Source organism: Brevibacterium otitidis, from assembly GCF_042429315.1.
Lineage (GTDB): Bacteria > Actinomycetota > Actinomycetes > Actinomycetales > Brevibacteriaceae > Brevibacterium > Brevibacterium otitidis.
Map to the genome: position 1 here is coordinate 1 of NZ_JBHMAU010000062.1, position 22,835 is coordinate 22,835.

Below are 22,835 nucleotides of genomic sequence, written 5' to 3' on the forward strand. Positions count from 1 at the left end.
CTTGAGATCAGCGCGGGTAGATGTCCGCTCATCATCAGGGACCTCGATGCTTATCCCCAGCACCCTTGCCCGATCGGCGTGCCCACACTCAACTCTGAAGAGCCCAATATGGCGACGAGACTCAGATAAACCGCCCGCGTATCACCCTCGGTGCCTCACATACTTTTGCCTGCGAAATGGTGGACCCTGGGACGGTATGGGGAATGGGCTGTCGATGGCGACGCGAGCCGAGATCACCACTAAGCACGCCAAGGTGTATAAGAATACAGCGATTGCCGTCTGCGTGGCGTGGAGAATGCGAAGAACATCGAGGATCTCTCTCGGCGAGCTCAGAGATGCCGTAGCAGGATTAGAAGCGTGCCGCAGCCATCCATCAGATCATGACGACAGCTCCCGGACTTACCCCGCGACTGTGGTAGGTGTGCCAGTGTATGCACACGGTGTTGACCTCGTCATGTTCCTGCAACATGCATATCGAGGCTCCCGTCAGTGTCGGTCAGCTTGCTCCAATCCGGTCCGCGATCGCGACGTTTTACGGAACCCGGCGTCGCCCAATTAGCCCATCCTGGGCGGCCGGCCACTGCGCACACCGCGCGTCCTGCGGATGGTCCTCGATCAACCGCAACGCCCACTGCTTGAACTCTTGGGAATAGACAGTTGGCATAACCCAATGCTCATTCAATCGGCAGAACAGAACGAAACCCAGAACAGTTCACCCCCCACCAGAACAGTTCGTTACATCAATGCCCGCAGGCGCGCCCGCTGACGCTCAAGCACCTGGAGCTGTTCGAGCAGCTTCGTCGCTGCCGGGTCGTTGGGGTCGGTGCGGGAGAGCCGGGAATGCAGCTCTCGGGCGATGCGGGTCATGTCCTCGTCGAACAGGCTGGCGATGATGCCGCGTGAGTAGCGTTCGACGCCCTGCCCGTCGGTGGCCGGCAGCGGGGTGACAGCGAGTTCGCCGATGAGCCCGCGCAGCGGGTCGGGACCAGCGTTGAGGACCTTCTCCGGCCAGCTGGCTGGGTCGGTGATCGCGGTGCGGATGCCGCCGGCGTCCTTCATCGCCTGATGCACCGCCCGGTGGGCCGGATGCGTGAAGACCTTGCCGTTGAGCCCGTCGAACAGCGTCGCATTGACGTACTGCGGCTGCTGCATCGCCACCTGGAGTGCGCCGCGTTCGATCCGCAGCTTCGGTGTGTTCGCCGGGGCGCCGGAGAACTCCTGCTCGTAGGCGGCGATCTCAGCACCCGTCTGATCGGCGGGACTGCCCGGCGGCGGCCCGGCAGGACCCCCGTACGGTCCGCCCGGACCCGGTGCCGGCTGCTGAGGACGCTGTTGCTGCTGCGGGTGCTGGCTGCGCGGGTCACGGGCCTGCTGCCCACCCCCATACGCACCTGCCGCCGCTTTGCGTCCGGCTGCGCGCACGGCTGTATGCACATCGGTGGTGCCGATGCCGACGGCACCGGCGACGAAGCGCTCGTACTCCGGCCTGAGCATGCTGTCGCGGATGCCGGCGACCATCGGTGCGGCAGCGCGCACCGCTCCGACGCGCCCTTCCGCGGTGTCGAGGTCGAAGCGCTCGATCGTCGAGGCGATAGCGAACTCGAACAGCGGTCTGCGCGAGTCGATGAGCGCACGAACGGCCGCGTCGCCCTTCTGCATCCGCAGATCGCAGGGGTCCATACCGTCTTCGGCGATGGCGACGTAGGTCTGGGCGACGAACTTCTGGTCGTCTTCGAAGGCTTTGAGGGCAGCCTTCCGGCCGGCCTCATCCCCGTCGAAGGTGAAGATCACCTCACCGGAGTGCGCCGAGTCGTCGCCGAGGAGTCGGCGGATGAGCTTGATGTGCTCAGCGCCGAAGGCGGTGCCGCAGGTCGCCACGGCCTGTTCGACGCCTGCCAGGTGGGCAGCCATGACGTCGGTGTAGCCTTCGACGATGACGACGCGCTTGCTGCGGGCGATCGCCCGTTTGGCGATGTCGAGGCCGTAGAGCACCTGGTTCTTCCGGTACAGCGGAGTCTCGGGTGTGTTGAGGTACTTCGGCCCCTGGTCGTCGTCGAAGACCTTCCGCGCGCCGAAGCCCACGGTGCGGCCGGTGACGTCGTTGATCGGCCACATGAGTCGGCCGCGGAACCGGTCGTAGATGCCGCGGTTGCCCTGGCTGACCATGCCCGAGGCGATGATGTCCTCGGTGTTGTAGCCGCGCCCGCGCAGGTGCTTGAGCAGCGCGTCCCAGGACCTTGGCGCGAAGCCGATGCCGTATTTCTCGCAGACCTGCTGGTCGAAGCCGCGGTCGGTGAGGTACTGCCGGCCGATCTGCGCCTCAGGGCTGCCGAGGTATTCGGTGAAGAACGCCTGGGCGACCTGGTGCATGTCGACAAGCCGCTGGCGCTGGCCGATCGCCTCTTTGTCCGGCCCGGTCCCGCCCTCTTCGTAGCGCAGCTGCACACCGACGCGTTCGGACAGCCTCTGAACGGCCTCGGTGAAGGTCAGCCCGTCGATCTTCTGCAGGAAGGTGAAGACGTCGCCGCTCTCACCGCAGCCGAAGCAGTGGTACATGCCGACCTGCGGGCGGACGTGGAAGGAGGGGGTGCGCTCATCGTGGAACGGGCACAGGCCCTTCATGCTGCCGACTCCTGCGCTGCGCAGCGTGATGTACTCGCCGATGATGTCGTCGAGCCGCGCCCGAGAGCGGACCTCGTCGATGTCCTCGCGCAGGATCAGCCCGGCCATTACAGCAGGCTCGCTTCGCTGGCCTGCATCCGGTGGTAGGCCGCCCAGGCGGAGTGGTCGGTGAGACTGGCGACGTGATCGGCGACAACTCGCAGCCGCTGCCCGTCGTCCTCAGCCTCCTGATAGTCGAGGTAGAACATCCGCTCCATGTCCTCAGGCCGCTCACTGAAGTACTCGCACAGCTGCGTGAGCACTCGCGCCTGGATGCGCTGGAGACGCAGACGGTCTTCCGCGACCATGACCGTCACGGTGGCCAGGCCCTTGAGCACCGCGATCTCGTAGCGGGTGGATTCGGGGACGACGAGGTTGCCGTCGTAGCGGCCCAGCGGCTCCCACCCGAACTCCTCGCGGGTGGCGGCTTCGGCCGCACCGGCGAAGCGGCCGATGAGCTGGCTGGTCATGTGCTTGAGGCTGGCCTGGGCACGACGGGACCCGTCATAGGGCTCCGACGGCCAGTAGCTGGCCGCCTGCAGCCGGGACAGCGCCTTCATGATGTCCTCATCGCGGGCATCGGGCAGGTACCAGGCGCGGGTGATGTCGATGAGACCGGCGAGTGCGTGATCGTTCTGGTAGGCGAACAGGTCGAGGTGGCCGGAGAACACTGCGTCCTCGACGTCGTGGACGGAATAGGAGATGTCGTCGGCCAGGTCCATGAGCTGGGCTTCGATGCAGCGCTGGCCAAGTGGGCGGTCGGCGCGGAAGAAGTCGAAGACGGCCCGGTCGTCGTCGTAGACGCCGAACTTCGTCACCGGTGAGCCGGTCTTCTTCGCCACCGGTGACTCCGCACGCGGCCACGGATATTTCGTGCACGCGTCCAGCGTGGCGCGGGTGAGGTTGAGCCCTGCCGGGGTGCCGTCTGCGGCATGGACCTTGGGTTCGAGCCGGGTGAGCACCCGCAGGGTTTGGGCGTTGCCTTCGAAACCGCCGATGTCGGCGCAGACCTCGTCGAGGACCGATTCGCCGTTGTGGCCGAACGGCGGATGTCCGAGGTCGTGGGCGAGGCAGGCGGTGTCGACGATCTCGGGGTCACAGCCGAGGTAGCGGGCGAGTTCGCGTCCGACCTGGGCAACCTCCAGCGAGTGCGTCAGGCGGGTGCGCACGAAGTCGTCGGTGCCTGGGGAGACGACCTGGGTCTTGGCACCCATCCGGCGCAGACCCGAGGAGTGCAGCACACGCGCCCGGTCGCGCTGGAAGTCGGTGCGGCGCGGGTTCTTCGCCGGTTCGGCGACCCAGCGCTGACGGTCGTGCTCGGAGTACTCGGCCACCTGGAGTTGCGTCTGGACCACCCTCACCCTCCTGAGACGTCGAGTTCGGCCTCGGCGAGCTCAGCGGAGCGCTCCGGGTTCATCTCCCGCGAATCGAGCCAGCCCTCAGGCAGGTGGGGCCGCTTCGGGCGGGTGGTGCGCCCGCGCGAGCCCTCGGCATCGGCACCGGGGTAGGGTGCGTCACGGTCGAGTTCGTCGAGCAGTCCGAGCAGCTCAGCCAGGGAGGAGACCATCGCGAGCTTGCGGCGGGCCTGCCCGCCGACCGGGTAGCCCTTGAAGTACCAGGCGATGTGCTTGCGCAGGTCGCGCACGCCGTAGAACTCGTCGTCGTAGTACTCGGTGAGGTAGACACCGTGGGTGTAGACGACATCGGCGACCTGGCCGAGGTTCGGGCGGATGCGCTCATCGCTGCCGTTGAGTGCTGCGGCGAGATCGCCGAAGAGCCACGGCCGGCCCTGGCAACCGCGGCCGATGACGACACCGTCGCAGCCGGTCTGGGCCATCATGTCCACGGCGTCCTCGGCAGCGAAGATGTCGCCGTTGCCCAGCACGGGTACGGCGTCGCCGATGAGGTCCTTGAGCCGGGCGATGGCCTCCCAGTCGGCGGTGCCGGAGTACAGGTCGGCGGTCGTGCGTCCGTGCAGGGTCATCGCAGCCACGCCTGCCTCGGCGGCGATGCGGCCGGCGTCGAGGTACGTGAGGTGGTCAGCGTCGATGCCCTTGCGCATCTTGATCGTCAGCGGGATGTCCCCGCGGCTGGCTTCGCGCACGGCGGTGGTGACGATGTCGGTGAACAGGTCGAGCTTCCACGGCAGCGCTGAGCCGCCGCCCTTGCGGGTGACCTTGGGGACCGGGCAGCCGAAGTTGAGGTCGATGTGGTCGGCGCGGTCCTCGTCGACGAGCATCCGCACAGCCTGGCCGATCGTGACGGGGTCGACGCCGTAGAGCTGGACGGAGCGCGGCACCTCGTAGGGCTCGTGGTGGATGATGCGCATGCTCTTGGGAGAGCGTTCGACGAGCGCGCGGCTGGTCACCATCTCGGTGACGTAGAGCCCGGCGCCGTATTCGCGGCACAGGCGGCGGAAGGCGGTGTTCGTGATGCCGGCCATCGGGGCGAGCACCACCGGCGAGTCGAGCTCGATGTTGCCGATGCGCAGCGCCGGTGCGGCGGTGGTCTGCAGAGAGGTCGTGGTCATGGTCGTCACCACCCTATTATCTCCAGACAGTCAAACCGGGACCGAGGCGGGTGTGGACCACCGGTGTAGTCTGCACTGGCGGATGTGGACCGAGGTTCAGACGATGATCCGGAGTTCCATCAGAGCTGAGCCAGCGAGCAGCAGACCGATGATGAACACCACGGTCGCAGCGGTCGCTCCAGCATATTTGGTCAGTGTCCTCTGCAGCCATGACAGCGGCGCTTCGAGGCCGCGTCCGGCGGCAAGTCGCAGGCCGAGGAGGATGAGTGCCGGGGTGATCATGATGAGGCAGTAGACCGCCAATGTCAGCGGCCCAGGCAGGTCAGCGGTGATCATGATGCCGATAGCCGCCAGGTACGGGACCATCGACGCGGCCTCGATGACTCCGGCGACGAGAGCGAGGATGATGACCGGCCTGAGACTGCTGCCCATGGCCGCTCGCTGCTGAAAGCGGTTGAGTATCGTCATCTGCCTGTCCCAGATGCGCGTGGGCAGCACTCCGAGCAGGAGCAGACCGGCGCCGGCAATGAGCTGGATCCAGATGAGTCCGGACCAACCGCTGATGCGGGCGAAGGCCGCATAGGCACCGAAGAACAGGATGCAGCCGAACACCCAGTAGAAGGCGCCGATGGTGAGCAGATAGGTGACGATGGCCTGCGGCCGAATGCGGGGACTGAGCATCATCCACAGCGGCAGCGTCAGGGTTCCGAGACTTGTGGCATCGATGAGAGCGAGAACGAAGAGCGTGCCGAATGCCATGGGGATCCTCACGGTCAGATAACAGTACACCTGTACTGTACCCCATTGCAGTACAGGTGTGTTACAAAAGTGATATGCCGAAGATCGTCGATCAGTCCCAGCGCCGAGCCGCGATCATCGAGGCCTGCTGGCAGGTCATCGCCGAGTCCGGTCTCAGCGCGGCCAGCGTGCGTGCTGTCGCCGCCCGTGCCCAGATGTCCCCGAGCGCCCTGCGCCACTGGTTCTCGAGCCAAGCCGAGCTGCACGCAGCTGCTCTGACGGAGCTGTCGGATCGCCCAGTTAAGCGCATCCGGAAGGCGGCGCAACGCCAGATGTCAGGGCGAGACCTGGCCAGGTTGGTGTTGGCAGAGCTGCTGCCACTCGATGAAGCGCGAACGCTGGAGTGCACGGTGTGGTACGCGTTCCTGCTCGACCCTGCGCTTCCGACAGAGCTGGAGGCGATCACGCGCAGGTTCTGGCATCAGGAGCTGTGGGCCGCCCGGATGGCAGTGGCGCTGCTGCGCGGCAGCGACGTGCCGCCTGATGACCAGACGGCGCTGTCAGGCAGTGACGAGCAGACTGCCCACCTCATGCGTTCTGCCATTGACGGGCTGGCCGTCGAAGGAGTGGTGTTCGGCGCTGATGCCCAGGTGAGCACACGGCTCGACGAGCTGCTTGATCTCCTGTCCCCCGCCTCGTGAACGGAGCGGAGGGCAGTTCTCAGCCGGCGATGGTCCCCCGGCCCCGGCCCGCGCCTCGGCGGCGGCCGAGCGAGGCCAGGAAGATCGCTGCCGCACTCAGCAGGCAGCAGGCCACCAGGTAGCCGGCTGCAGCGGTGATCGCGCCGTTCGCCCAGGCGACGTGCGCGGCGAGGATGACCGGTGAGAAGCCGGCAATGAGCGCACCGTTGGCTTCCCGGGCCAGGGCCATCGCGGAGAACCGGTGGCGGGTGGGGAACAGATTGGCCAGGAACGCCCCCTGCGAACCGGACGTCCCGGAGATCACGAAGCCGTAGCCGATCGCGATGGCGATGAGAGCGCTGGTGAAGGTGCCCTGTGAGAGCAGCCACAGGAACGGGAAGGAGTACAGCGCACCGATGACCGAGGCCCAGCCCATGCGGTCCCGGCACCGAACCGGTCGGCGAGGCTGCCGCCGAGCGGGGTGAGGATGATCGCCGCGACGGTGCCGAGGGTGACCGCGCCGAGCGCGTGGGTCTGCGGCATCCCGGTGCCCACCAGATAGCCGATGGAGAACACGGCCATGCCGTAGTTGAGTGCGTTGTGGCCGGTGAGGCTGAGGAACCCGGCGAGCACGCCGCGCCAGTCGGTCGCGAGCAGCGCCAGCAGCGGCACCTTGGTCGCGCGGGCCGCCTGCTGCTCCATCGCCGAGGTGTATTCGGGGGTCTCTTCGAGCTTGGCGCGGATGTAGATCGCGACGAAGAACAGCACGACCGAGGCGAGGAACGGCAGTCGCCACCCGATCGACATGAAGGTCTCCTCGGCCATGCCGGAGGAGGCGAGGAAGAAGGCCGCGGTGGCAAGCACGATGCCAGCCGGTGGGGCGCCCAGCACCAGCGAGGTGAAGAAGCCGCGCCGGTGGGCGGGCACGTATTCGGCGACCATCGTCGTCGCGCCCGAGAGCTCAGCCCCGGCTCCGAAGCCCTGCAGGAACCGGAAGATCACGAGCAGGATCGGGGCGAGCACGCCGACGGCGGCTGCGGTGGGCAGCAGGCCGATGGCCACGGTGGCGATCGCCATGAGCACGATCGTGAGGATCATCGCCGGGCGGCGGCCGTGCCGGTCGCCGATGTGACCGATGACGATGCCGCCGACCGGCCGGGAGAGGAAGCCGACGGCGAAGGTCGCCAGAGCCGAGAGCTGGCCTGCCCCGGAGACCGAGTCGGGGAAGAACAGCGGGCCGATGACCAGGCCTGCGGCGGCACCGTAGAGAGCGTAGTCATACCATTCGATGACGGTGCCGATGACGGAGGCGACGATGGCGCGGCGGGCGGCCGGGCGCAGCGGAGCATCGGCAGCAGGCCGGTCTGCGGCTGAGGCTGCGGCTGCGGAGTCGGGGCGATCATCGGCAGGCTGACCGGCGGACGTTCGGCTGGAAGTCGTCCGCTATATGTACCAAGTGGGCCCCGGCTGTGCGAAATCGCGTCCGCATTCCAGTCCGCATCCGGACACGGCACCGATGGTGCCGGGCAGTCAGACAGGCGATCAGATCGGATAGACGCGGAAGCCCTCGGGCCCGTCGCGCAGCTCGCCGCGCGCACCGTCGAAGACCTCGAGCATCTCCGCCACGTGCACGGAAGCCAGGTGCCCGACGCCCCTCACGCGCCCACCGGCCCAGTGCGTCGCCACCTCGACAGGCGATACGCGCCAGAAGATCACCGGGCTGCTCCCCGCGTCCTCGCCACCCGCCGCGGGTGTCTGTGTGCCGGCGCGTTCGAAGACGAGGCTGGGGCCGTGCCTGGTGCACGACCAGCCCATCGCAGCCAGCTGTGCGGCGAGCTCAGTTTCTACGGCACTCATCGGACCTCCTGGTAGCGTTCCCTGACGTATGACGACACTGCTGAGCATCGTACCGATCGCCGTCGCCGTGGCCGTGCTCGTGGCCGGCCGCGGCACGCTCATCGCTGCCCTCAGCGGGGCGGGCGCGGCGCTGCTGAGCGCCCTCATCGCCATCGCGACGCCGGGTATCGCACTGCACTTCGGTCAGCTGGCCGCCGCCGAGACACTCGACCTCGTCACCCTCGCTGGCGAGGTGCTGGCGATTCTGCTGTTCGGGATGGTGCTCGCTCAGCTGCTGGAGGCGATCGGGGCGCTGCAGACGATCTCTGCGCGCATCCGCAGCCTGCTGCCCGACCCGGTCGTCGGGGCCGGGCTCATCGTCTTCGGGGTGGTGCCCTTCGTCGAATCGGTCACCGGCTACGGCATCGGGCTGACCGCCGGGATCCCACTGCTGCGCAGGCTGGGATTCTCGATCCGCACCTCGGCATTCCTCGGTCTGCTCGGACTCATCGCCGTGCCCTGGGGTGCGCTCGGACCGGGCACTGCGGTCGCTGCCCAGCTGACCGGGCTCGGCCTCCAGGAGCTCGGTGTCGGCTCGGCATGGGCGAACGCCCTGCCGGTCATCATCGTCTGCGCGCTCACGACCGCCTTCACCCGCGCGTGGCAAAGCCTGCCGGGTCTCCTCGGCCTCGTCGCGGCCGCCGGCTGCCTGTGGGGCGGCATCCTGGCAGCGAACATGCTCATCGGCACTCCCCTGGCCGGTGTGCTCGGCTCGCTGCTCGTCATCGCCGTCCTGCTCGCCGGCTGTCTCTTCAGCCGTCGCAGCCGGCCTGAATCGTCACCGGGCCGGCTGGCCCCGGCCCTGCTCCCCTACGCGGTGCTCACCGTCGGGCTGCTGCTCGCCAGCGGTGCGGCGGCCCTGTGGCCGTCTCCGGTGACGGCGCTGCTGTCCGCACCGCCGGTGTGGCTGGCGATCGCTTGTGCGGTCGCCGGGCGCATGCTCGCTGCCAGGGCACCCGTCGCCGAGGTGGTGGGCGCCGCGGCGCGTGCGTGGATTCCGGTCGGGGTGGCCACGGCCGGTTTCATGCTGCTGGGCTGGCTGATGACCGACACCGGGATGACCGAGGTGATCGGCGCCGGGCTGGCGCGGATCGGCATCGGCTTCGCACCGGCGCTCACTGCGCTCGGTTCGGTGCTGACCGGGTCGAATACCGGGGCGAACGCGATGTTCGCCTCGACGGTCGGGGCGATGGCCGCCACCACCGGCACCGGGCTGCTGCCGGCGGTGGCGATGAGCAATGTCGCCGGATCGTTTGCCGCTCTGGCGACGCCGCCGCGTGTGGCTTTGGCGCTCAGTCTGGCGGCCTCGACTGCCGATGACGGCAGTTCAGCTCCTCCAGCTGGTGTGCAGCTGGCCCAGATGGAGCGCAGCGTGCTCATCTGGTCGCTGCTGACCGCCTTCGGCACCGCAGCGCTCGTCGGTGTGGTGCTGCAGCTGCTGTGAGCTCAGCGGCGGCCGAGCTGCACCTCGATCGCACGGCCGAGCCGGGCGATGCCTTCATGGATCCGCTCGACGGTCGAGGATGCGAAGCACAGGCGCATCGCATTGCGGAACTCGCCTGCCGGGGAGAACGCCTCTCCCGGGATGAAGGCGACACCCTCATCGAGGGCAGTCTCGAACAGCTCTCGGGCGTCGATATCGGCGGCATCGCCGATGAGGGTGGCCCACAGGAAGAACCCGCCATCGGGATCGGTGAGCTCCACCCGTCCGTTCAGATGCTGTGCGGCTGCTTCGACCATCGCGTCCTTGCGGCGGTGGTAGGCGGTGCGCAGCATGTCGAGGTGCTCGGCGAAGTCTCCGCGGGTGAGATAGGCGGCGACGAGCTGCTGGCTCGGCACCGCGGCCGAGGCGTCCATCGCCTGCCGGACGTTGATGAGCAGCTGGCGGATGGACGGGTCGACCTCGACCCAGCCGACGCGCAGGCCCGGGGCGATGATCTTGGAGAACGACCGTGCGGAGAACACCAGCGGGTCGTCTGGGCTGAGCTCGGCGAAGCTGGGGATGTACTCACCGGAGAACCGCAGCGAACCGTACGGGTCGTCGTCGATGATGACGCTGTTCCATTCGTGGGCCAGTTCGAGCAGCCGCTGGCGGCGCGCCAGGCTCATCGTGACACCCGAGGGGTTCTGGAAGTTCGGGATGACGTAGATGGCCGTCGGTGTGCGGCCGAGGGTTGCGACATCGCGGGCCAGCCGCTCGACGTCCATGCCGTCGTCGTCGACGGGGATCTGCAGCACCTCGGCGCCGTAGCTCAGTGCGGTGGAGGAGCCGTTGGTGTAGGTCGGGGATTCGACGGCGACGAGGTCGCCGTCGTTGACGAACATCTTGTAGGCCAGGTCGAGGCCCTGCATCCCGCCGCTGGTGACGATGATGCGGTTGGGGTCGACGGTGCGCGGGCCGGTGAGGTCCTCGGATGCGCAGATCGCATTGATGAGCTCGGTCTCGCCCTCGGTCGGGCCGTAGGTGTAGGAGCTCGGGTCGGTCATCGTTCCGAGGATCTCGGCGAAGTCAGCAGCCGGGACGACCTGTTCGGCCGGCGCGCCCATGCCGAATCGGACGATGTCGTTGGTGCGCGAGGCCAGCAGGGAGACGGAGGCATCGATGACCGATCCGGTCCAGCCGCGGGTGCGGCGGGCCAGTGGCAGCGTCACGTCGCCGAGCTGCCTGACCGCAGCCGTCGGGTCGACGGCGGCGTCGGCGGTGGTGGTGACAACCGGGTCTGCCGGCGCTTGGGTCATCATGTGCGATGCGGGAGTCATCAGTGCTCACTTCCGTCTCGGGGTCCGGTGCGGCGCCGACAGCGCTGTCTGGCGCGGGGTTCGAGCAGTGCATCCAGGACCGAGCCGGGGATACGTCTCAGCAGGTGGATGCGCCTGTCGGATGACAGCCTATCTCAGATTCCGGGCTCTGCAGCGGAGTACGCGCTGGTCCCTGAGCGCACCACCAGCACGGCGATGAGGGTGGTAGCTGGGATCGCGATGACGAGGCCGATCGAGGTCACCAGGGTGGAGACGACGGAGATCGCCTGTTCGCCGAGCGTGAGCGATTCGAGGAACGGCCGGGAGGAGGCGGCGACGAGCAGCAGCACGGTCAGCGCGCCTCCGGCGTAGGCGAAGGCGATGGTGTAGACGGTTGAGGCGATGTGGTCGCGACCGATCCGCATCGCCGAGGTGAAGATCTCCCGGCGGGATGCCTCGGGACGGGAGGCGGCCAGCTCCCACACAGCGGCGGCCTGGGTGATGGTGACGTCGTTGAGCACGCCGAGGCCGGCGATGAGGATCGCACAGACGACGAGGTCGGCCATCGACAGTCCGTCGGTCCAGGCGAGGATGTAGGTCTCCTCGGTGTAGATGCCGGCCAGCTTCGACCAGGTCGTCCACAGCGCGCCGAGCACACCGGTGATGAGGATGCCGAACAGGGTCCCGAGCAGCGCAGTCGTCGTGCGGGCTGAGAACCCGTGTGCCAAGTACAGGACGATGAACATGATGACCGCAGCCGCGGTGATGCCGACGAGCACGGCCGACCTGCCGTCCATCACCGCCGGCAGCATGAACCACACCATGACGGCGTAGGCCAGTGCCAGGCCGATGAGCGCGCGCAGCCCTTTGAGCCCGGCGACGAGTATGACGAGGGCTGCGTAGACGAAGGCGAGGACGCCGAGGGAGATGTTGCGGTCGAAGTCGACGAAGACGAAGTCGGCAGCGGTCGGCTCGTTCGTCGGGTCGCTGCCGGGGGCCTGCTCCCCACTGGCGGCCTGCTCCCCGCCGGGGGCCTGCTCGCTGCCGGGGGCCTGACCCCCGGGTCCCTGACCCCCGCCGGTGAGCGCATCGGCGGTCGGGTCGACCTGCGCGTCGTCCATGACGATGACCTTGAGCCGGTCGCCGGCGGCGATGCCGGCGTTGATCGCCTCGGGCGGGGCGTACATCGTGCCGGTCGTATCACCGGTGTTGAGGGTGATCGCCCCGCAGCCGGTCGATTCGTAGTCCGGGCAGGCACCCAGGTCGATCGCTTCGACCGTGCCAGAGGTGTATTCGGCGTCGCCGGACAGGGCCGCCGGGTCCCAGCGGTCGGTTGCCTCGGAGGAGGGCCACAGCCACACGAACCCCACGACTGCGAGGACGGCCAGCGGGATGAGCATCCCGAGCATGACCGACCAGGCCTGTCGTGAGGCTCGCGGCAGGGTCTCTGCGATGTAGTGCATAGCGGTTCGGTGTCAGCGCGCTGACGCCGCGGGCCTGAGAACGACGCTCAGACGCCCAGTTCGCCGGCGACGTAGGAGACGACTTCGTCGATGGCGATGCGCTCCTGGCTCATGTCGTCACGGCGGCGCACCGTCACGGCGTTGTCATCGAGGGTGTCGAAGTCGACGGTGATGCACAGCGGGGTGCCGATCTCGTCCTGGCGGCGGTAGCGGCGCCCGATCGCCCCGGCGTCGTCGAAGTCGACGTTCCAGCGCTTGCGCAGGGTGGCGGCCAGCTCACGGGCCTTCGGCGAGAGCTTCTCGTTCCGGCTCAGCGGCAGCACCGCAACCTTGACCGGGGCCAGACGCGGGTCGAGCTTGAGCACGATGCGCTTGTCGACGCCGCCCTTGGTGTTGGGGGCCTCGTCTTCGGTGTAGGCGTCGACGAGGAAGGCCATCATCGACCGGGTCAGGCCGAAGGACGGCTCGATGACGTACGGGGTGTAGCGGGTGCCGGCGGCCTGGTCGAAGTACTGCATCTTGTGACCGGAGTGTGTGGTGTGGTTCGACAGGTCGAAGTCGGTGCGGTTGGCAATGCCCATGAGCTCGCCCCAGGCCCCACCCTGGAAGCCGAACTTGTACTCGATGTCGATGGTGGCAGCCGAGTAGTGGGCGCGCTCCCCGTCGGGCACGTCGAAGCGGCGCATGTTCTCCGCCTTGACGCCGAGGTCGACGAACCAGTTCCAGCAGGCTTCGACCCATTCGTCGAAGAACCGCGGGGCATCGTCGGGGTGGACGAAGTACTCGATCTCCATCTGCTCGAACTCGCGGGTGCGGAAGATGAAGTTGCCCGGGGTGATCTCGTTGCGGAAGGCCTTGCCGATCTGGCCGATGCCGAACGGCGGCTTCTTGCGGTTGGCGGTGACGACGTTGTTGAAGTTGACGAAGATGCCCTGCGCGGTCTCCGGGCGCAGGTAGTGCAGTCCCTCTTCGTCGTCGACGGCACCGAGGTAAGTCTTCATGAGCCCGGAGAACTGCTTGGGCTCGGTCCAGTTGCCCTCCTGGCCAGTCTCCGGGTCGCGGATGTCGGCCAGTCCGTTCTCCGGCTCGCGGCCGTGCTTGGCGATGTAGGCCTCGATGAGGTGGTCGGCGCGGTAGCGCTTGTGGGTGTGCAGCGACTCGACGAGCGGGTCGACGAAGGTCTCGACGTGGCCGGAGGCCTCCCAGACGCGCTTGGGCAGGATGATGGAGGAGTCGAGGCCGACCATGTCCTCACGCCCGCGGACGAACTCCTGCCACCACAGGGCCTTGATGTTCTCCTTGAGCTCAACGCCGAGCGGACCGTAGTCCCAGGCGGAACGGGATCCGCCGTAGATGTCTCCTGCCTGGAAGACGAAGCCGCGGCGCTTGGCCAGGGTGATGACGGAATCCAATGTCGAAGCCACGTGAACTCTCTCCTTGAGTCGACTGCGAACGGCTGGCTGCTGTTCGTACCGCTCCCAGGGTAGCGAATCCGCCGACCTGCCGCGTCTGCGGATCACACCGGCGACCTGAGCGTGATATGACTAACAGCATGACCTCGCTGCCTGCCCATATGCGCATCGCCGAGCAGCTGCGTGAGCGCATCACCTCCGGTGCGTGGGCACCGGGTGCCCGGCTGCCGGCTGAGCGGATGCTCGCCGAGCAGCTCGGCGTTTCGCGGATGACGGTCCGCCAGGCGCTGGCGGCCCTGCAGCTGGAGGGCCGGATCTCCCGGCGCACCGGGCGCAGCGGCGGCACCTTCGTCGCTGAGGAGCTGCCGGAGGTGGAGCTGTCGTCGATGCGCGGGTTCATGGGCCAGCTGAGCGAAACCGGTCGCGATGTCACCTCCGAGGTGGTGACAGCCCGTCTGCAGCCGGCGTCGGCGGAGGCGGCGACCGCCCTGGGCTTGGACACCGGCGCCGAGGTGGTGCGCGTGCACCGGCTGCGATTGGTCGATGGCACCCCGGTCCTGGTCGAGGACTCCTGCTTCCCGGCAGCACTTGTGCCCGGGATGCTCGAATATGACCTGACCGGTTCGCTCTATGCGATCCTCGCCGAGGCCTTCGGCCAGGCTGCGGTGTCGAAGACCGAGGCGCTGACAACCGAGGTGGTCGGCTCAGCCGATGGCAAGCTGCTGCAGATCGGTGCCGCGCAGACGGTGCTGAGGCTCGTGCGCACCTCGTTCACAACAGCCGGCATCCCGATCGAGTACTCCACTGACACGCTGCGCACCGACCGGCTGCGTATCACCGTCAGCACTCCCTCACACGCCGGCTGAAATCGTTCGTGCGCATGCAGGCAGCGCTCACTCTATCAGTGCTGCGCCGATGTCGGCGACTGTGAGTCCGCTGCCGCCGACCATGAGCACGGACATGCCCGCCGCCTCGGCGGCCTGCCGGCCCGGTGCCGAGTCCTCGACGACGACCACCTGCTCATCTGCTGCGACCCCGAGCTGCCGGGCGGCGGTGAGGAACCCCTCGGGCGCGGGCTTGCCGACGGTGACGTCCTCACAGGCGACGACACCTGCGAAGTGCTGTTCGATCCCGGCCGCCTGCAGGGCACCGGTGACAAGCCGGCCGTAGGTGCCGGTCACGACCGCCACGGGCACTCCTGCACCGGCGAGCGCTCGTACGAGCCGGCAGGTCTCGGCGGCGATCCGCGGACACTGCGCGACGGCGGCGAGGTAGGCTTCGGCCATCCGGGCGGCAATCTGCTCGGGCGTGACTGGGTGTGCGCCGGCGGCCGCGCGGGCGGCGAGCGCGGCGGCGATCTGGGGATCGGACAGGCCGAGGAAGTCGCTTTCGTAGGACCTGGCCGTGAGCTCGATGCCGCTCTCGGCGGCGATATCGCAGTAGATCGCGGCGAGCAGGTCCTCATCGGCTGACAGGGTGCCGTTGAAGTCGAACAGGACCGCGGCGGCGGTTTCGAGCTGCTGTAAGACGCTGCTCGCCGGGGCGGGTGGGATGATGGTCATCGGGTCTGTCTCTTCTGGTTGCAGGGCGGGTGCTCCGCTCATCCTGCCCCGGCTCAGCCCAGCCATGCAAATGGTCTATACCATTATTTACCGGCTGATCACCTGACGTTCTCTCCACTGTCACCGGCGCTTGCGAGAGTGGCCGCGGCCGCTGGTCACCAGCACCGGACCTCGCCAAAGGAGAATCATGACCACCACCCGCCGTTCCTTCCTCGGCCTCAGCGCCCTGACCCTCACCACCGCGGGCCTCGGCCTCGCCGGCTGCGCCACCGACTCCGCCAGCGCGTCGACGGAGATCGGCACCACGCTGGAGGAGATCATCGAACTCGCGAAGAAGGAGGGCAAAGTCCAGCTCATCGCCTATCCGGAGACCTGGGCGAACTACAAAGGCCACTTCGAGCAGTTCACAGCCGCGTACGGCGTCGACACCCCTGTCGCCAGCCCGGATGCTTCCTCGGCCGAGGAGCTGCAGTCGGTCAAGCAGCTCAAGGGCCAGAAGACCCAGCCCGATGTCCTCGACATCGGCTACTCCTTCACCCAGACCGCGATCGACCAGGACCTCCTGTCTGCGTACAAGCCCTCGAACTTCGATGCGATCCCCGACGATCTCAAGCACCCTGAGGGTCTGTGGGTCGGCGCCTACTACGGCGTGCTGTCCCTGGGCGTCAACACGAAGCTCGCCGACAGGCCCGAGAAGCTCTCCGATCTCCTCGATCCCGCCTACAAGGGCAAGGTCGCCCTGCCCGGCGATCCGCGCGAAGGCGCCTCGTCGATCGCGACCGTCTTCACCGCTGCCCTGGCCAACGGCGGCAGCCTCGACGACGTCGGCCCGGGCATCGAGTTCTTCGCCGAGCTCGCCGCCTCCGGCAACCTCGTCAACATCTCCTCCGTGCCCAATGCGCTCTCGACCGGGCAGGCTGCGGTCGTCTTCGACTGGAACTACAACTTCCTCGGCATCGAAGAGGAGATGGCCACCTCCGGCGTCGCGCTTGAGCACTTCGTGCCGGAGGAGGCGGTGTTCGGCAACTTCTACGCCCAGCCGTGCACCATCGACTCCCCGCAGCCCAACGCCGCCCGCCTGTGGGTCGACTGGCTCACCAGCGACGAGGGCAGCGAGCAGTACGCCCTCGGTGGGGCGATCCCGGCGCGGTTCACCGAACTCTCCGAAGCAGGCAAGCTCTCCGATGAGGCGATGGCCAAGCTGCCCGAGCCGGCGATCCTCGAAGCGGTGAACTTCCCGACCGTCGCCCAGGGTGAGGCCGGTGCAGAGCTCATCACCCGCGAATGGGCCGGCAAGGTCCGCTCATGACGTCTGCCCGGACCATCCCCTGGGGAGCGGTGCCGTTCTTCGCGTTCGTCACCGTCTTCCTCATCATCCCGGTCATCGCCAACGTGTGGGCTGCCCTCACCCCGGCAGGGCAGCTCTCGACCGCCAGCCTCACCCAGCTGGCCGAGCCGCAGTACGCCGATGCCTTCCTCATGACGACGAATCTTTCGCTCGTCACCGCACTGCTGGGAGGCATCCTCGGGCTCATCCTCGCGTGGGCGCTGACCGTGGTGACCCGCCCGGCCTGGCTGGCCAGGCTCGTCATGAGCTATGCGGCCCTGGCCAGCCAGTCCGGCGGTGTGCCGCTGGCGTTCGCGTTCATCGCCGCCCTCGGTTCCCAGGGATTGGTCACCGTGCTCGTCACCGATGTCTTCCCCGGTGCACTCGACGGGTTCCGCCTCGACTCCTTCTGGGGTGTGGCACTGGTGTACCTGTACTTCCAGGCACCGCTCATGACCGTGCTCATCCTGCCGGCTCTCGGTGCGCTGACCCAGCAGATGTCCGAGGCCGCCAAGACGATGGGCGCCTCCCGGTTGCGCTACCTGACCGACATCGCGCTGCCGATCCTGGCCCCCTCGATCGTCGGGGCACTGCTGCTGCTGTTCGCCAACTCCTTCTCCGCCTACGCCACCGCCTATGCCCTGGCCGGCGGCGGACTCAACCTCGTGCCGATCGTCATCGGCTTCTTCCTGCGCGGCAACGTCATGCTCGACGAGTCGATGGCCGCCGCCCTGGCCACCGGCATGATGCTCGTCATCATCATCGCCATGGGCATCCGCCTGCTCATCGAAAGGAGGTCACGGCGTTGGCAGCTTCCGTCGAACTCCTGACCACCCCCACCGGCACCCCAGCCGGAACCGGTGCCGCCCGTGCCCGAGGTGCCGGCCGGCTCGGGCACGGGAAGCGCACCCGGTCTGCCGGCCGGCTCCATCTGCCCGGCATCGCCGTGCTCGTCATGGCGATGGTGCTGTTCTTCACCCCGCTCATCGCCTCGGCGATCTTCGGGTTCACCCTGCCCGGTGTGGGTCTGACCTTCGCAAGCCTCAGCCAGGCGTTTTCCAACCCGATGGCCGTGCAGGCGGTCACCATGACCGTGCTGCTCGGGCTGCTGACGACCGCGGCATCGCTGGCGCTGCTGGTGCCCACGATCGTCTACCTGCACCTCAAGGCCCCACGCGCAGCGAAACTGGCTGAGGCGCTGTCAGTCATCCCGATCGTCGTCCCAGCCGTCGCGCTCGTCGCCGGTGCCGGAGTGTTCTTCCGTGCTGTGGCACCTGGGTTCCTCGTCAGCCCGTATGCGCTCGTGCCCTTCTACGTCATCATCACGATGCCGCTGGTCTACCGGGCCCTCGACGCCGGGCTGACGGCCCTGCACCTGCGCACCCTCTTCGCCGCAGCCGCCAGCCTCGGAGCCTCCCCGTGGCGCACGCTCATCGGGATCGTCCTGCCGAATATGCGCGCAGCGCTGCTGTCAGCCGGGCTGCTGTGCATGGCGATGGTGCTCGGAGAGTTCGCCCTCGCCAGCCTGCTGCTGCAGTACACCTTCCCCGTCTTCCTCGTCGAGACCGGCGCCGCGGCCCCGCGCGGAGCGGCAGCCCTGTCGTTCGTCACGATGCTCGCCACCTGGGGCCTGCTGGCCCTCATCTCGCTCATCTCCGCTGCCGGCAACCGCCGCAGGCGCACCCCGTCAGCGACCCCCTCTGTCACCACGTCCACCGCCAAGGAACAGCCATGACCACCATCGCCACGCCCCTGCGCGAGGAGTTCGTGTCCCTGTCTCACGTCACGAAGACGTACGGCTCCAAGACCGTCCTATCCGACCTCAGCCTCGACCTGCACCGCGGAGAGCTGCTGGCCCTGCTCGGCCCGTCGGGCTGCGGGAAGACGACGACGCTGCGGATCCTCGCCGGCCTCGAGACCCCGGATGCCGGTACCGTTCACATCGGCAAGCGCGACGTCACAGGCGTCGATGTGCGCCGCCGCGGCATCGGCATCGTGTTCCAGTCCTACAGCCTGTTCCCCCACATGACTGCAGCAGAGAACGTCGGCTACGGGCTGCGGATCCGCCGGCAGGCCGGCCGTGCTGCGACGGTAGCCGAACTGCTGGAGACCGTCGGACTGGCCGAGCACGCCGCGAAGTACCCCGCCCAGCTCTCCGGCGGCCAGCAGCAGCGCGTCGCCCTGGCCCGGGCACTGGCGCTGGAGCCGAACGTGCTGCTGCTCGACGAACCGCTCTCCGCTCTCGATGCCGCGGTCCGCGTGCAGCTGCGCGAGCACATCCGCCGCATCCAGATGGAGAAGAACATCACCACCCTGATGGTCACCCACGACCAGGAAGAAGCCTTGACGATGGCCGACCGGGTCGGCGTCATGAACGCCGGGCGCATCGAACAGCTCGACACCCCCGCCGAGCTCTACCGCCGGCCGGTCAGCCCGTTCGTTGCGACCTTCGTCGGCAACGTCAACCGGATGCCGGCCCAGCGGGCCGACAACGGCACCTATGCCGTCGCCGGCCGGCCCGTCACCCCGATCGGCGAGCTGCCGGCAGGCACCACGGATGCGACCGCGCTCATCCGGCCTGAGGACATCGCCATCAGCCACGCTCATGCCTCCGGCACCTGCCCGGGGCTCACGGGCGTGGTGCACTCGAGTGTGCTGCGCGGTTCGCTCAGCAGCGTCTACGTCGATGTCGCCGAGCTCCCCCAGCCGGTGCGCGTCGACCTCTCGACCGCGCAGGCGAGCGCCTTCGCTCCCGGCGCCGATGTCAGCCTGCAGCTGCTGCGCAGCGAAGCCGTCCTCGAACCCGCCAGCCCGGCGACTGCCGCGCACGCGGATGCTGCCCACGAAGATGATGCCCAGGCGTCCACCGCCTCGGGCACGGCGCAGGCAGCTGGAGTGCGGGCATGAGCGGGCCGAAGGTCCTGCTGCTGGGCATCGACGGCTGCCGGCTGTCGATCACCGGTGAAGACGGCATCGCCCCGCACCTGCACCGGATGCGGTCTGCCGGGCGGCTGCATGGGATGACGATGGTGCCGCCGACGATGTCGGGGCCGGGCTGGGCGAGCATCCTGACCGGATCGACGCATGAGCAGCACGGGGTGGCCGGCAATGACTTCATCGGTCACCGGTTGCACTCCCGGCCGGATCTGCTCGCCCGCGCGTTCTACGCTGATCAGTCGACGACGACGTTCGCTGCTGCCGGGTGGCCGCCGCTCATCGACCCGGACGGGCTCGGCCCGGTCATCCACCAGCGACTCGAGCAGCAGTGGGCCGGCCAGCACCGCATCATCGCCCGCGATGGCGAGACGCACGGCTATGTGCGCGTCGATGCCGAGATCGCCGACTACGCCGCATTGATGCTGGCAGGCCAGCAGGCTGCCGATGTGTCGTTCGTGTACTTCTGCGATGTCGATGAGGCCGGCCACCTCTACGGGCTCATGGGTGAGGAGTACCGGCAGGCGATCAGCCGCGTCGATGCGCATCTCGGCCGGATCGCCGCAGCGATCGAGGTGCGGGCGGCTCAGCACGGTGAGGACTGGCTGGTCGTCATTGTCACCGACCACGGGCATGTCGATGCCGGCGGGCATGGCGGGGCCACGCCGGAGGAGTGCGCGTCCTTCGTCATCACCTGGTCACCGGGCGGGCAGTCGAGGCTGCCGGACTGGCCGGATGCGATCGCCCCGCATGAGCTGTGCGAGCTCATCCTCGCAACCCGCAGCTAGGTGACGTGTCCGGTCACACATGAGCCCGATGCGGGCAATGGCAGCTGCGGCAGGTAGGATTGACTGTGGTTCCGGCCGCTTCGTGTCTGACAGCTGACGCTCCTTCGGCCGCAAGAGTTCGATCACACTCCCGCTTCCCGGCATGGTCCGATGCCCGAAGTCTGCCCATTCCGTGATCTTGTGTGCTGTTTGGAGATTCATGACATCCGTCAACCCGTCATCCGCCTCGCAGGCGGACACCCCCACCACCGTCGAACACCCCACCGCCGAGGCCGCCGGCCAGCCGGCAGCTGCTGAGATCCAGCCGCCGGCGGTGCAGTTCTGCGACTTCGACATCGATCCCCGCATCCTCTCCGCCCTCACCGATCTGGGCTATGAGACCCCCTCGGCGGTGCAGGAGCAGGCGATTCCGCCGCTGCTCGAAGGCCAGGACGTCATGGGGCTGGCCCAGACCGGCACCGGCAAGACCGCCGCCTTCGCCATCCCGGTCCTCGACAGCCTCGCCGATGCCGGGCGCGCCGATGACGGCCCGCTCGCCCTCGTGCTCGCTCCCACCCGCGAACTGGCCCTGCAGGTCGCCGAGGCCTTCACCTCGTACGCGGCTCACCTGCCGGGCTTCTCGATCCTGCCGATCTACGGCGGACAGGCCTATGGCCCCCAGCTGGCCGGCCTCAAGCGCGGCGCCCACGTCGTCGTCGGCACTCCCGGACGCGTCATCGACCACCTCAAGCGCGGCTCGCTCAAGCTCGACGATCTGCGCCACCTCGTCCTCGATGAGGCCGATGAGATGCTCAAGATGGGATTCCAGGAGGACATCGAGGCGATCTTCGAAGCCGCCGGCGATGAGCGTCAGGTCGCGCTCTTCTCCGCCACCATGCCCACGTCGATCCACCGGATCGCCGAACGCTACCTCAACAACCCGCGCGAGATCCGGGTGACGCCGTCCTCGACGACGGGCACGAACATCCGCCAGCGGTTCCTCACCGTCATGCACGCCCACAAGCTCGATGCGCTCACCCGCATCCTCGAAGTCGAGCAGTACGACGGCATCATCATGTTCGTGCGCACCAAGCAGGCCACCGAGGAGCTGGCCGACAAGCTGCGGGCCCGCGGCTTCAAGGCCGCCGCCATCAACGGCGACATTCCGCAGCAGGCCCGCGAGCGCACCGTCGAACAGCTCAAGGCCGGCCGCATCGACATCCTCGTCGCCACCGACGTCGCCGCCCGCGGCCTCGACGTCGAACGCATCGAACTTGTCGTCAACTACGACATCCCGCACGACCCGGAGGCCTACGTCCACCGGATCGGGCGCACCGGCCGGGCCGGACGCTCCGGCGAGGCGATCCTGTTCGTCACTCCGCGTGAGCACCACCTGCTCAAGGCCATCGAGAAGGCCACCCGCCGCTCGGTCGAGAAGCTGGCGCTGCCCACCCCTGAGGAGCTGACGAACACCCGCACCGACAAGTTCAAGGCCCGCATCACCGCAGCACTCGAGACCCTCGACCTGTCGGAGATGCGACCGGTCATCGAACAGTACGAGAAGACCCACAATGTGCCCGCCGCCGAGGTGGCCGCTGCCCTGGCAACACTGCTCATGGACGGCGAGACCCTCGCCGCCGAACCGCTGCCGGAGCCGGTGGCCCGCAAGCCGCGCTCGGAGCGCGAGGCCGGCAAGGGCGGAAAGCACCGCAAGGACGGGATGCGCACCTACCGGATCGCCGTCGGCCGCAATGAGCGCGTCCAGCCCGGCGGCATCGTCGGCGCGATCGCCAACGAAGGCGGCCTCACCTCAGCCCAGATCGGGCACATCGACATCCGCTCGAACCACTCGCTCGTCGACCTGCCCGCCGACCTGCCCGCCGAGGTCTTCGACCGGCTGACCCACACCCGCATCCAGGGCAAGCGCATCGACCTGCGCCCGGACACCGGACGTCCGGGCCGGCCGTACAAGAAGCGCTTCGACCGCGGGGCCGGCGCCGACCAGGGCTCCAAGCCCGGCTTCCGCAAGAAGCACGGCCGCGGTCCGTCCGGATCGCGCTCGGGTTCCGGCGGCGGTCACCGCAAGGGCGGATACCAGAAGGCCGGCGCACCCCGGAAGTGAGTCC

Annotated in this window: 20 protein-coding genes; 9 read left to right on the forward strand and 11 right to left on the reverse strand. The window is 68.1% G+C overall.

The window, feature by feature from the left end; all coding sequences use genetic code 11:
* Window positions 1-735: 735 nt before the first annotated feature.
* From dnaG to ACFFN1_RS09465, 4 genes are all read right to left on the reverse strand, one after another.
* A complete protein-coding gene (gene dnaG / locus ACFFN1_RS09450) occupies window positions 736-2,730 on the reverse strand; it encodes a DNA primase (protein ID WP_376840465.1) in 1,995 nt (664 codons plus the stop codon).
* Entirely contained in the window at window positions 2,730-4,016 is a 1,287-nt protein-coding gene (locus ACFFN1_RS09455) for a deoxyguanosinetriphosphate triphosphohydrolase (RefSeq protein WP_376840466.1), read from the reverse strand. The genes dnaG and ACFFN1_RS09455 overlap by 1 nt, the downstream gene beginning before the upstream one ends.
* A gap of 2 nt (window positions 4,017-4,018) precedes the next feature.
* Window positions 4,019-5,200 (reverse strand): tRNA dihydrouridine synthase DusB, encoded by a 1,182-nt coding sequence (gene dusB, locus ACFFN1_RS09460; protein ID WP_376840467.1) that lies wholly within the window; start codon window positions 5,198-5,200, stop codon window positions 4,019-4,021.
* Between the two features lie 87 nt (window positions 5,201-5,287).
* The gene (locus tag ACFFN1_RS09465; RefSeq protein WP_376840469.1) at window positions 5,288-5,950 is read right to left on the reverse strand and encodes a GAP family protein; all 663 of its coding nucleotides are present in this window, start codon (window positions 5,948-5,950) and stop codon (window positions 5,288-5,290) included.
* A 74-nt stretch (window positions 5,951-6,024) separates the two neighbouring features.
* Between ACFFN1_RS09465 and ACFFN1_RS09470 the strand changes: the two genes are divergently transcribed.
* Entirely contained in the window at window positions 6,025-6,630 is a 606-nt protein-coding gene (locus ACFFN1_RS09470) for a TetR/AcrR family transcriptional regulator (protein ID WP_376840470.1), read from the forward strand.
* Between the two features lie 19 nt (window positions 6,631-6,649).
* Here the strand turns inward: ACFFN1_RS09470 and ACFFN1_RS09475 are convergent, their stop codons facing one another.
* From ACFFN1_RS09475 to ACFFN1_RS09485, 3 genes are all read right to left on the reverse strand, one after another.
* Window positions 6,650-6,934: a hypothetical protein gene (locus tag ACFFN1_RS09475; protein ID WP_376840471.1), complete on the reverse strand. Its 285-nt coding sequence runs from the start codon at window positions 6,932-6,934 to the stop codon at window positions 6,650-6,652.
* Window positions 6,931-7,950, reverse strand: a complete 1,020-nt coding sequence (locus ACFFN1_RS09480) for an MFS transporter (protein WP_376840493.1) — start codon at window positions 7,948-7,950, stop codon at window positions 6,931-6,933. Before ACFFN1_RS09480 ends, ACFFN1_RS09475 begins: the two co-directional genes overlap by 4 nt.
* Window positions 7,951-8,151: 201 nt before the next feature.
* Window positions 8,152-8,466: a hypothetical protein gene (locus tag ACFFN1_RS09485; RefSeq protein ID WP_376840472.1), complete on the reverse strand. Its 315-nt coding sequence runs from the start codon at window positions 8,464-8,466 to the stop codon at window positions 8,152-8,154.
* 28 nt (window positions 8,467-8,494) lie between these two features.
* Between ACFFN1_RS09485 and ACFFN1_RS09490 the strand changes: the two genes are divergently transcribed.
* On the forward strand, window positions 8,495-9,949 hold the full coding sequence (locus ACFFN1_RS09490) for an L-lactate permease (protein WP_376840474.1): 1,455 nt from the start codon (window positions 8,495-8,497) through the stop codon (window positions 9,947-9,949).
* 2 nt (window positions 9,950-9,951) lie between these two features.
* Here ACFFN1_RS09490 and ACFFN1_RS09495 read toward each other — a convergent pair whose 3' ends face one another.
* The 3 genes from ACFFN1_RS09495 to ACFFN1_RS09505 all read right to left on the reverse strand — a co-directional run bounded on the left by ACFFN1_RS09495 (window position 9,952) and on the right by ACFFN1_RS09505 (window position 14,131).
* Window positions 9,952-11,265, reverse strand: a complete 1,314-nt coding sequence (locus ACFFN1_RS09495; RefSeq protein ID WP_376840475.1) for an aminotransferase-like domain-containing protein — start codon at window positions 11,263-11,265, stop codon at window positions 9,952-9,954.
* Between the two features lie 134 nt (window positions 11,266-11,399).
* Window positions 11,400-12,707: a YibE/F family protein gene (locus tag ACFFN1_RS09500; protein ID WP_376840476.1), complete on the reverse strand. Its 1,308-nt coding sequence runs from the start codon at window positions 12,705-12,707 to the stop codon at window positions 11,400-11,402.
* A 47-nt stretch (window positions 12,708-12,754) separates the two neighbouring features.
* On the reverse strand, window positions 12,755-14,131 hold the full coding sequence (locus tag ACFFN1_RS09505) for a glycine--tRNA ligase (protein WP_376840477.1): 1,377 nt from the start codon (window positions 14,129-14,131) through the stop codon (window positions 12,755-12,757).
* Window positions 14,132-14,259: 128 nt separating this feature from the next.
* Here ACFFN1_RS09505 and ACFFN1_RS09510 point away from each other — a divergent pair, with 128 nt between their 5' ends.
* Window positions 14,260-14,985 carry a GntR family transcriptional regulator gene (locus tag ACFFN1_RS09510; protein WP_376840478.1) on the forward strand — a complete coding sequence of 242 codons (726 nt, stop codon included), beginning with the start codon at window positions 14,260-14,262 and terminating at the stop codon, window positions 14,983-14,985.
* Between the two features lie 27 nt (window positions 14,986-15,012).
* Here ACFFN1_RS09510 and ACFFN1_RS09515 read toward each other — a convergent pair whose 3' ends face one another.
* A complete protein-coding gene (locus ACFFN1_RS09515) occupies window positions 15,013-15,681 on the reverse strand; it encodes an HAD family hydrolase (RefSeq protein ID WP_376840479.1) in 669 nt (222 codons plus the stop codon).
* A gap of 187 nt (window positions 15,682-15,868) precedes the next feature.
* On the opposite strand from ACFFN1_RS09515, the gene ACFFN1_RS09520 reads away from it, so the two are divergent.
* The 6 genes from ACFFN1_RS09520 (at window position 15,869) to ACFFN1_RS09545 (ending at window position 22,831) form a co-directional block, all read left to right on the forward strand.
* Window positions 15,869-16,990, forward strand: a complete 1,122-nt coding sequence (locus ACFFN1_RS09520) for an ABC transporter substrate-binding protein (protein WP_376840480.1) — start codon at window positions 15,869-15,871, stop codon at window positions 16,988-16,990.
* The gene (locus ACFFN1_RS09525) at window positions 16,987-17,838 is read left to right on the forward strand and encodes an ABC transporter permease (RefSeq protein WP_376840481.1); all 852 of its coding nucleotides are present in this window, start codon (window positions 16,987-16,989) and stop codon (window positions 17,836-17,838) included. Before ACFFN1_RS09520 ends, ACFFN1_RS09525 begins: the two co-directional genes overlap by 4 nt.
* Window positions 17,814-18,743, forward strand: a complete 930-nt coding sequence (locus tag ACFFN1_RS09530) for an ABC transporter permease (protein WP_376840483.1) — start codon at window positions 17,814-17,816, stop codon at window positions 18,741-18,743. Before ACFFN1_RS09525 ends, ACFFN1_RS09530 begins: the two co-directional genes overlap by 25 nt.
* Window positions 18,740-19,915 carry an ABC transporter ATP-binding protein gene (locus tag ACFFN1_RS09535; RefSeq protein ID WP_376840485.1) on the forward strand — a complete coding sequence of 392 codons (1,176 nt, stop codon included), beginning with the start codon at window positions 18,740-18,742 and terminating at the stop codon, window positions 19,913-19,915. The genes ACFFN1_RS09530 and ACFFN1_RS09535 overlap by 4 nt, the downstream gene beginning before the upstream one ends.
* Complete coding sequence (locus tag ACFFN1_RS09540) at window positions 19,912-20,730, forward strand: alkaline phosphatase family protein (protein WP_376840486.1); 819 nt, start codon at window positions 19,912-19,914, stop codon at window positions 20,728-20,730. Before ACFFN1_RS09535 ends, ACFFN1_RS09540 begins: the two co-directional genes overlap by 4 nt.
* Window positions 20,731-20,929: 199 nt before the next feature.
* A complete protein-coding gene (locus tag ACFFN1_RS09545) occupies window positions 20,930-22,831 on the forward strand; it encodes a DEAD/DEAH box helicase (protein ID WP_376840487.1) in 1,902 nt (633 codons plus the stop codon).
* The last annotated feature ends 4 nt before the right edge of the window (window positions 22,832-22,835 follow it).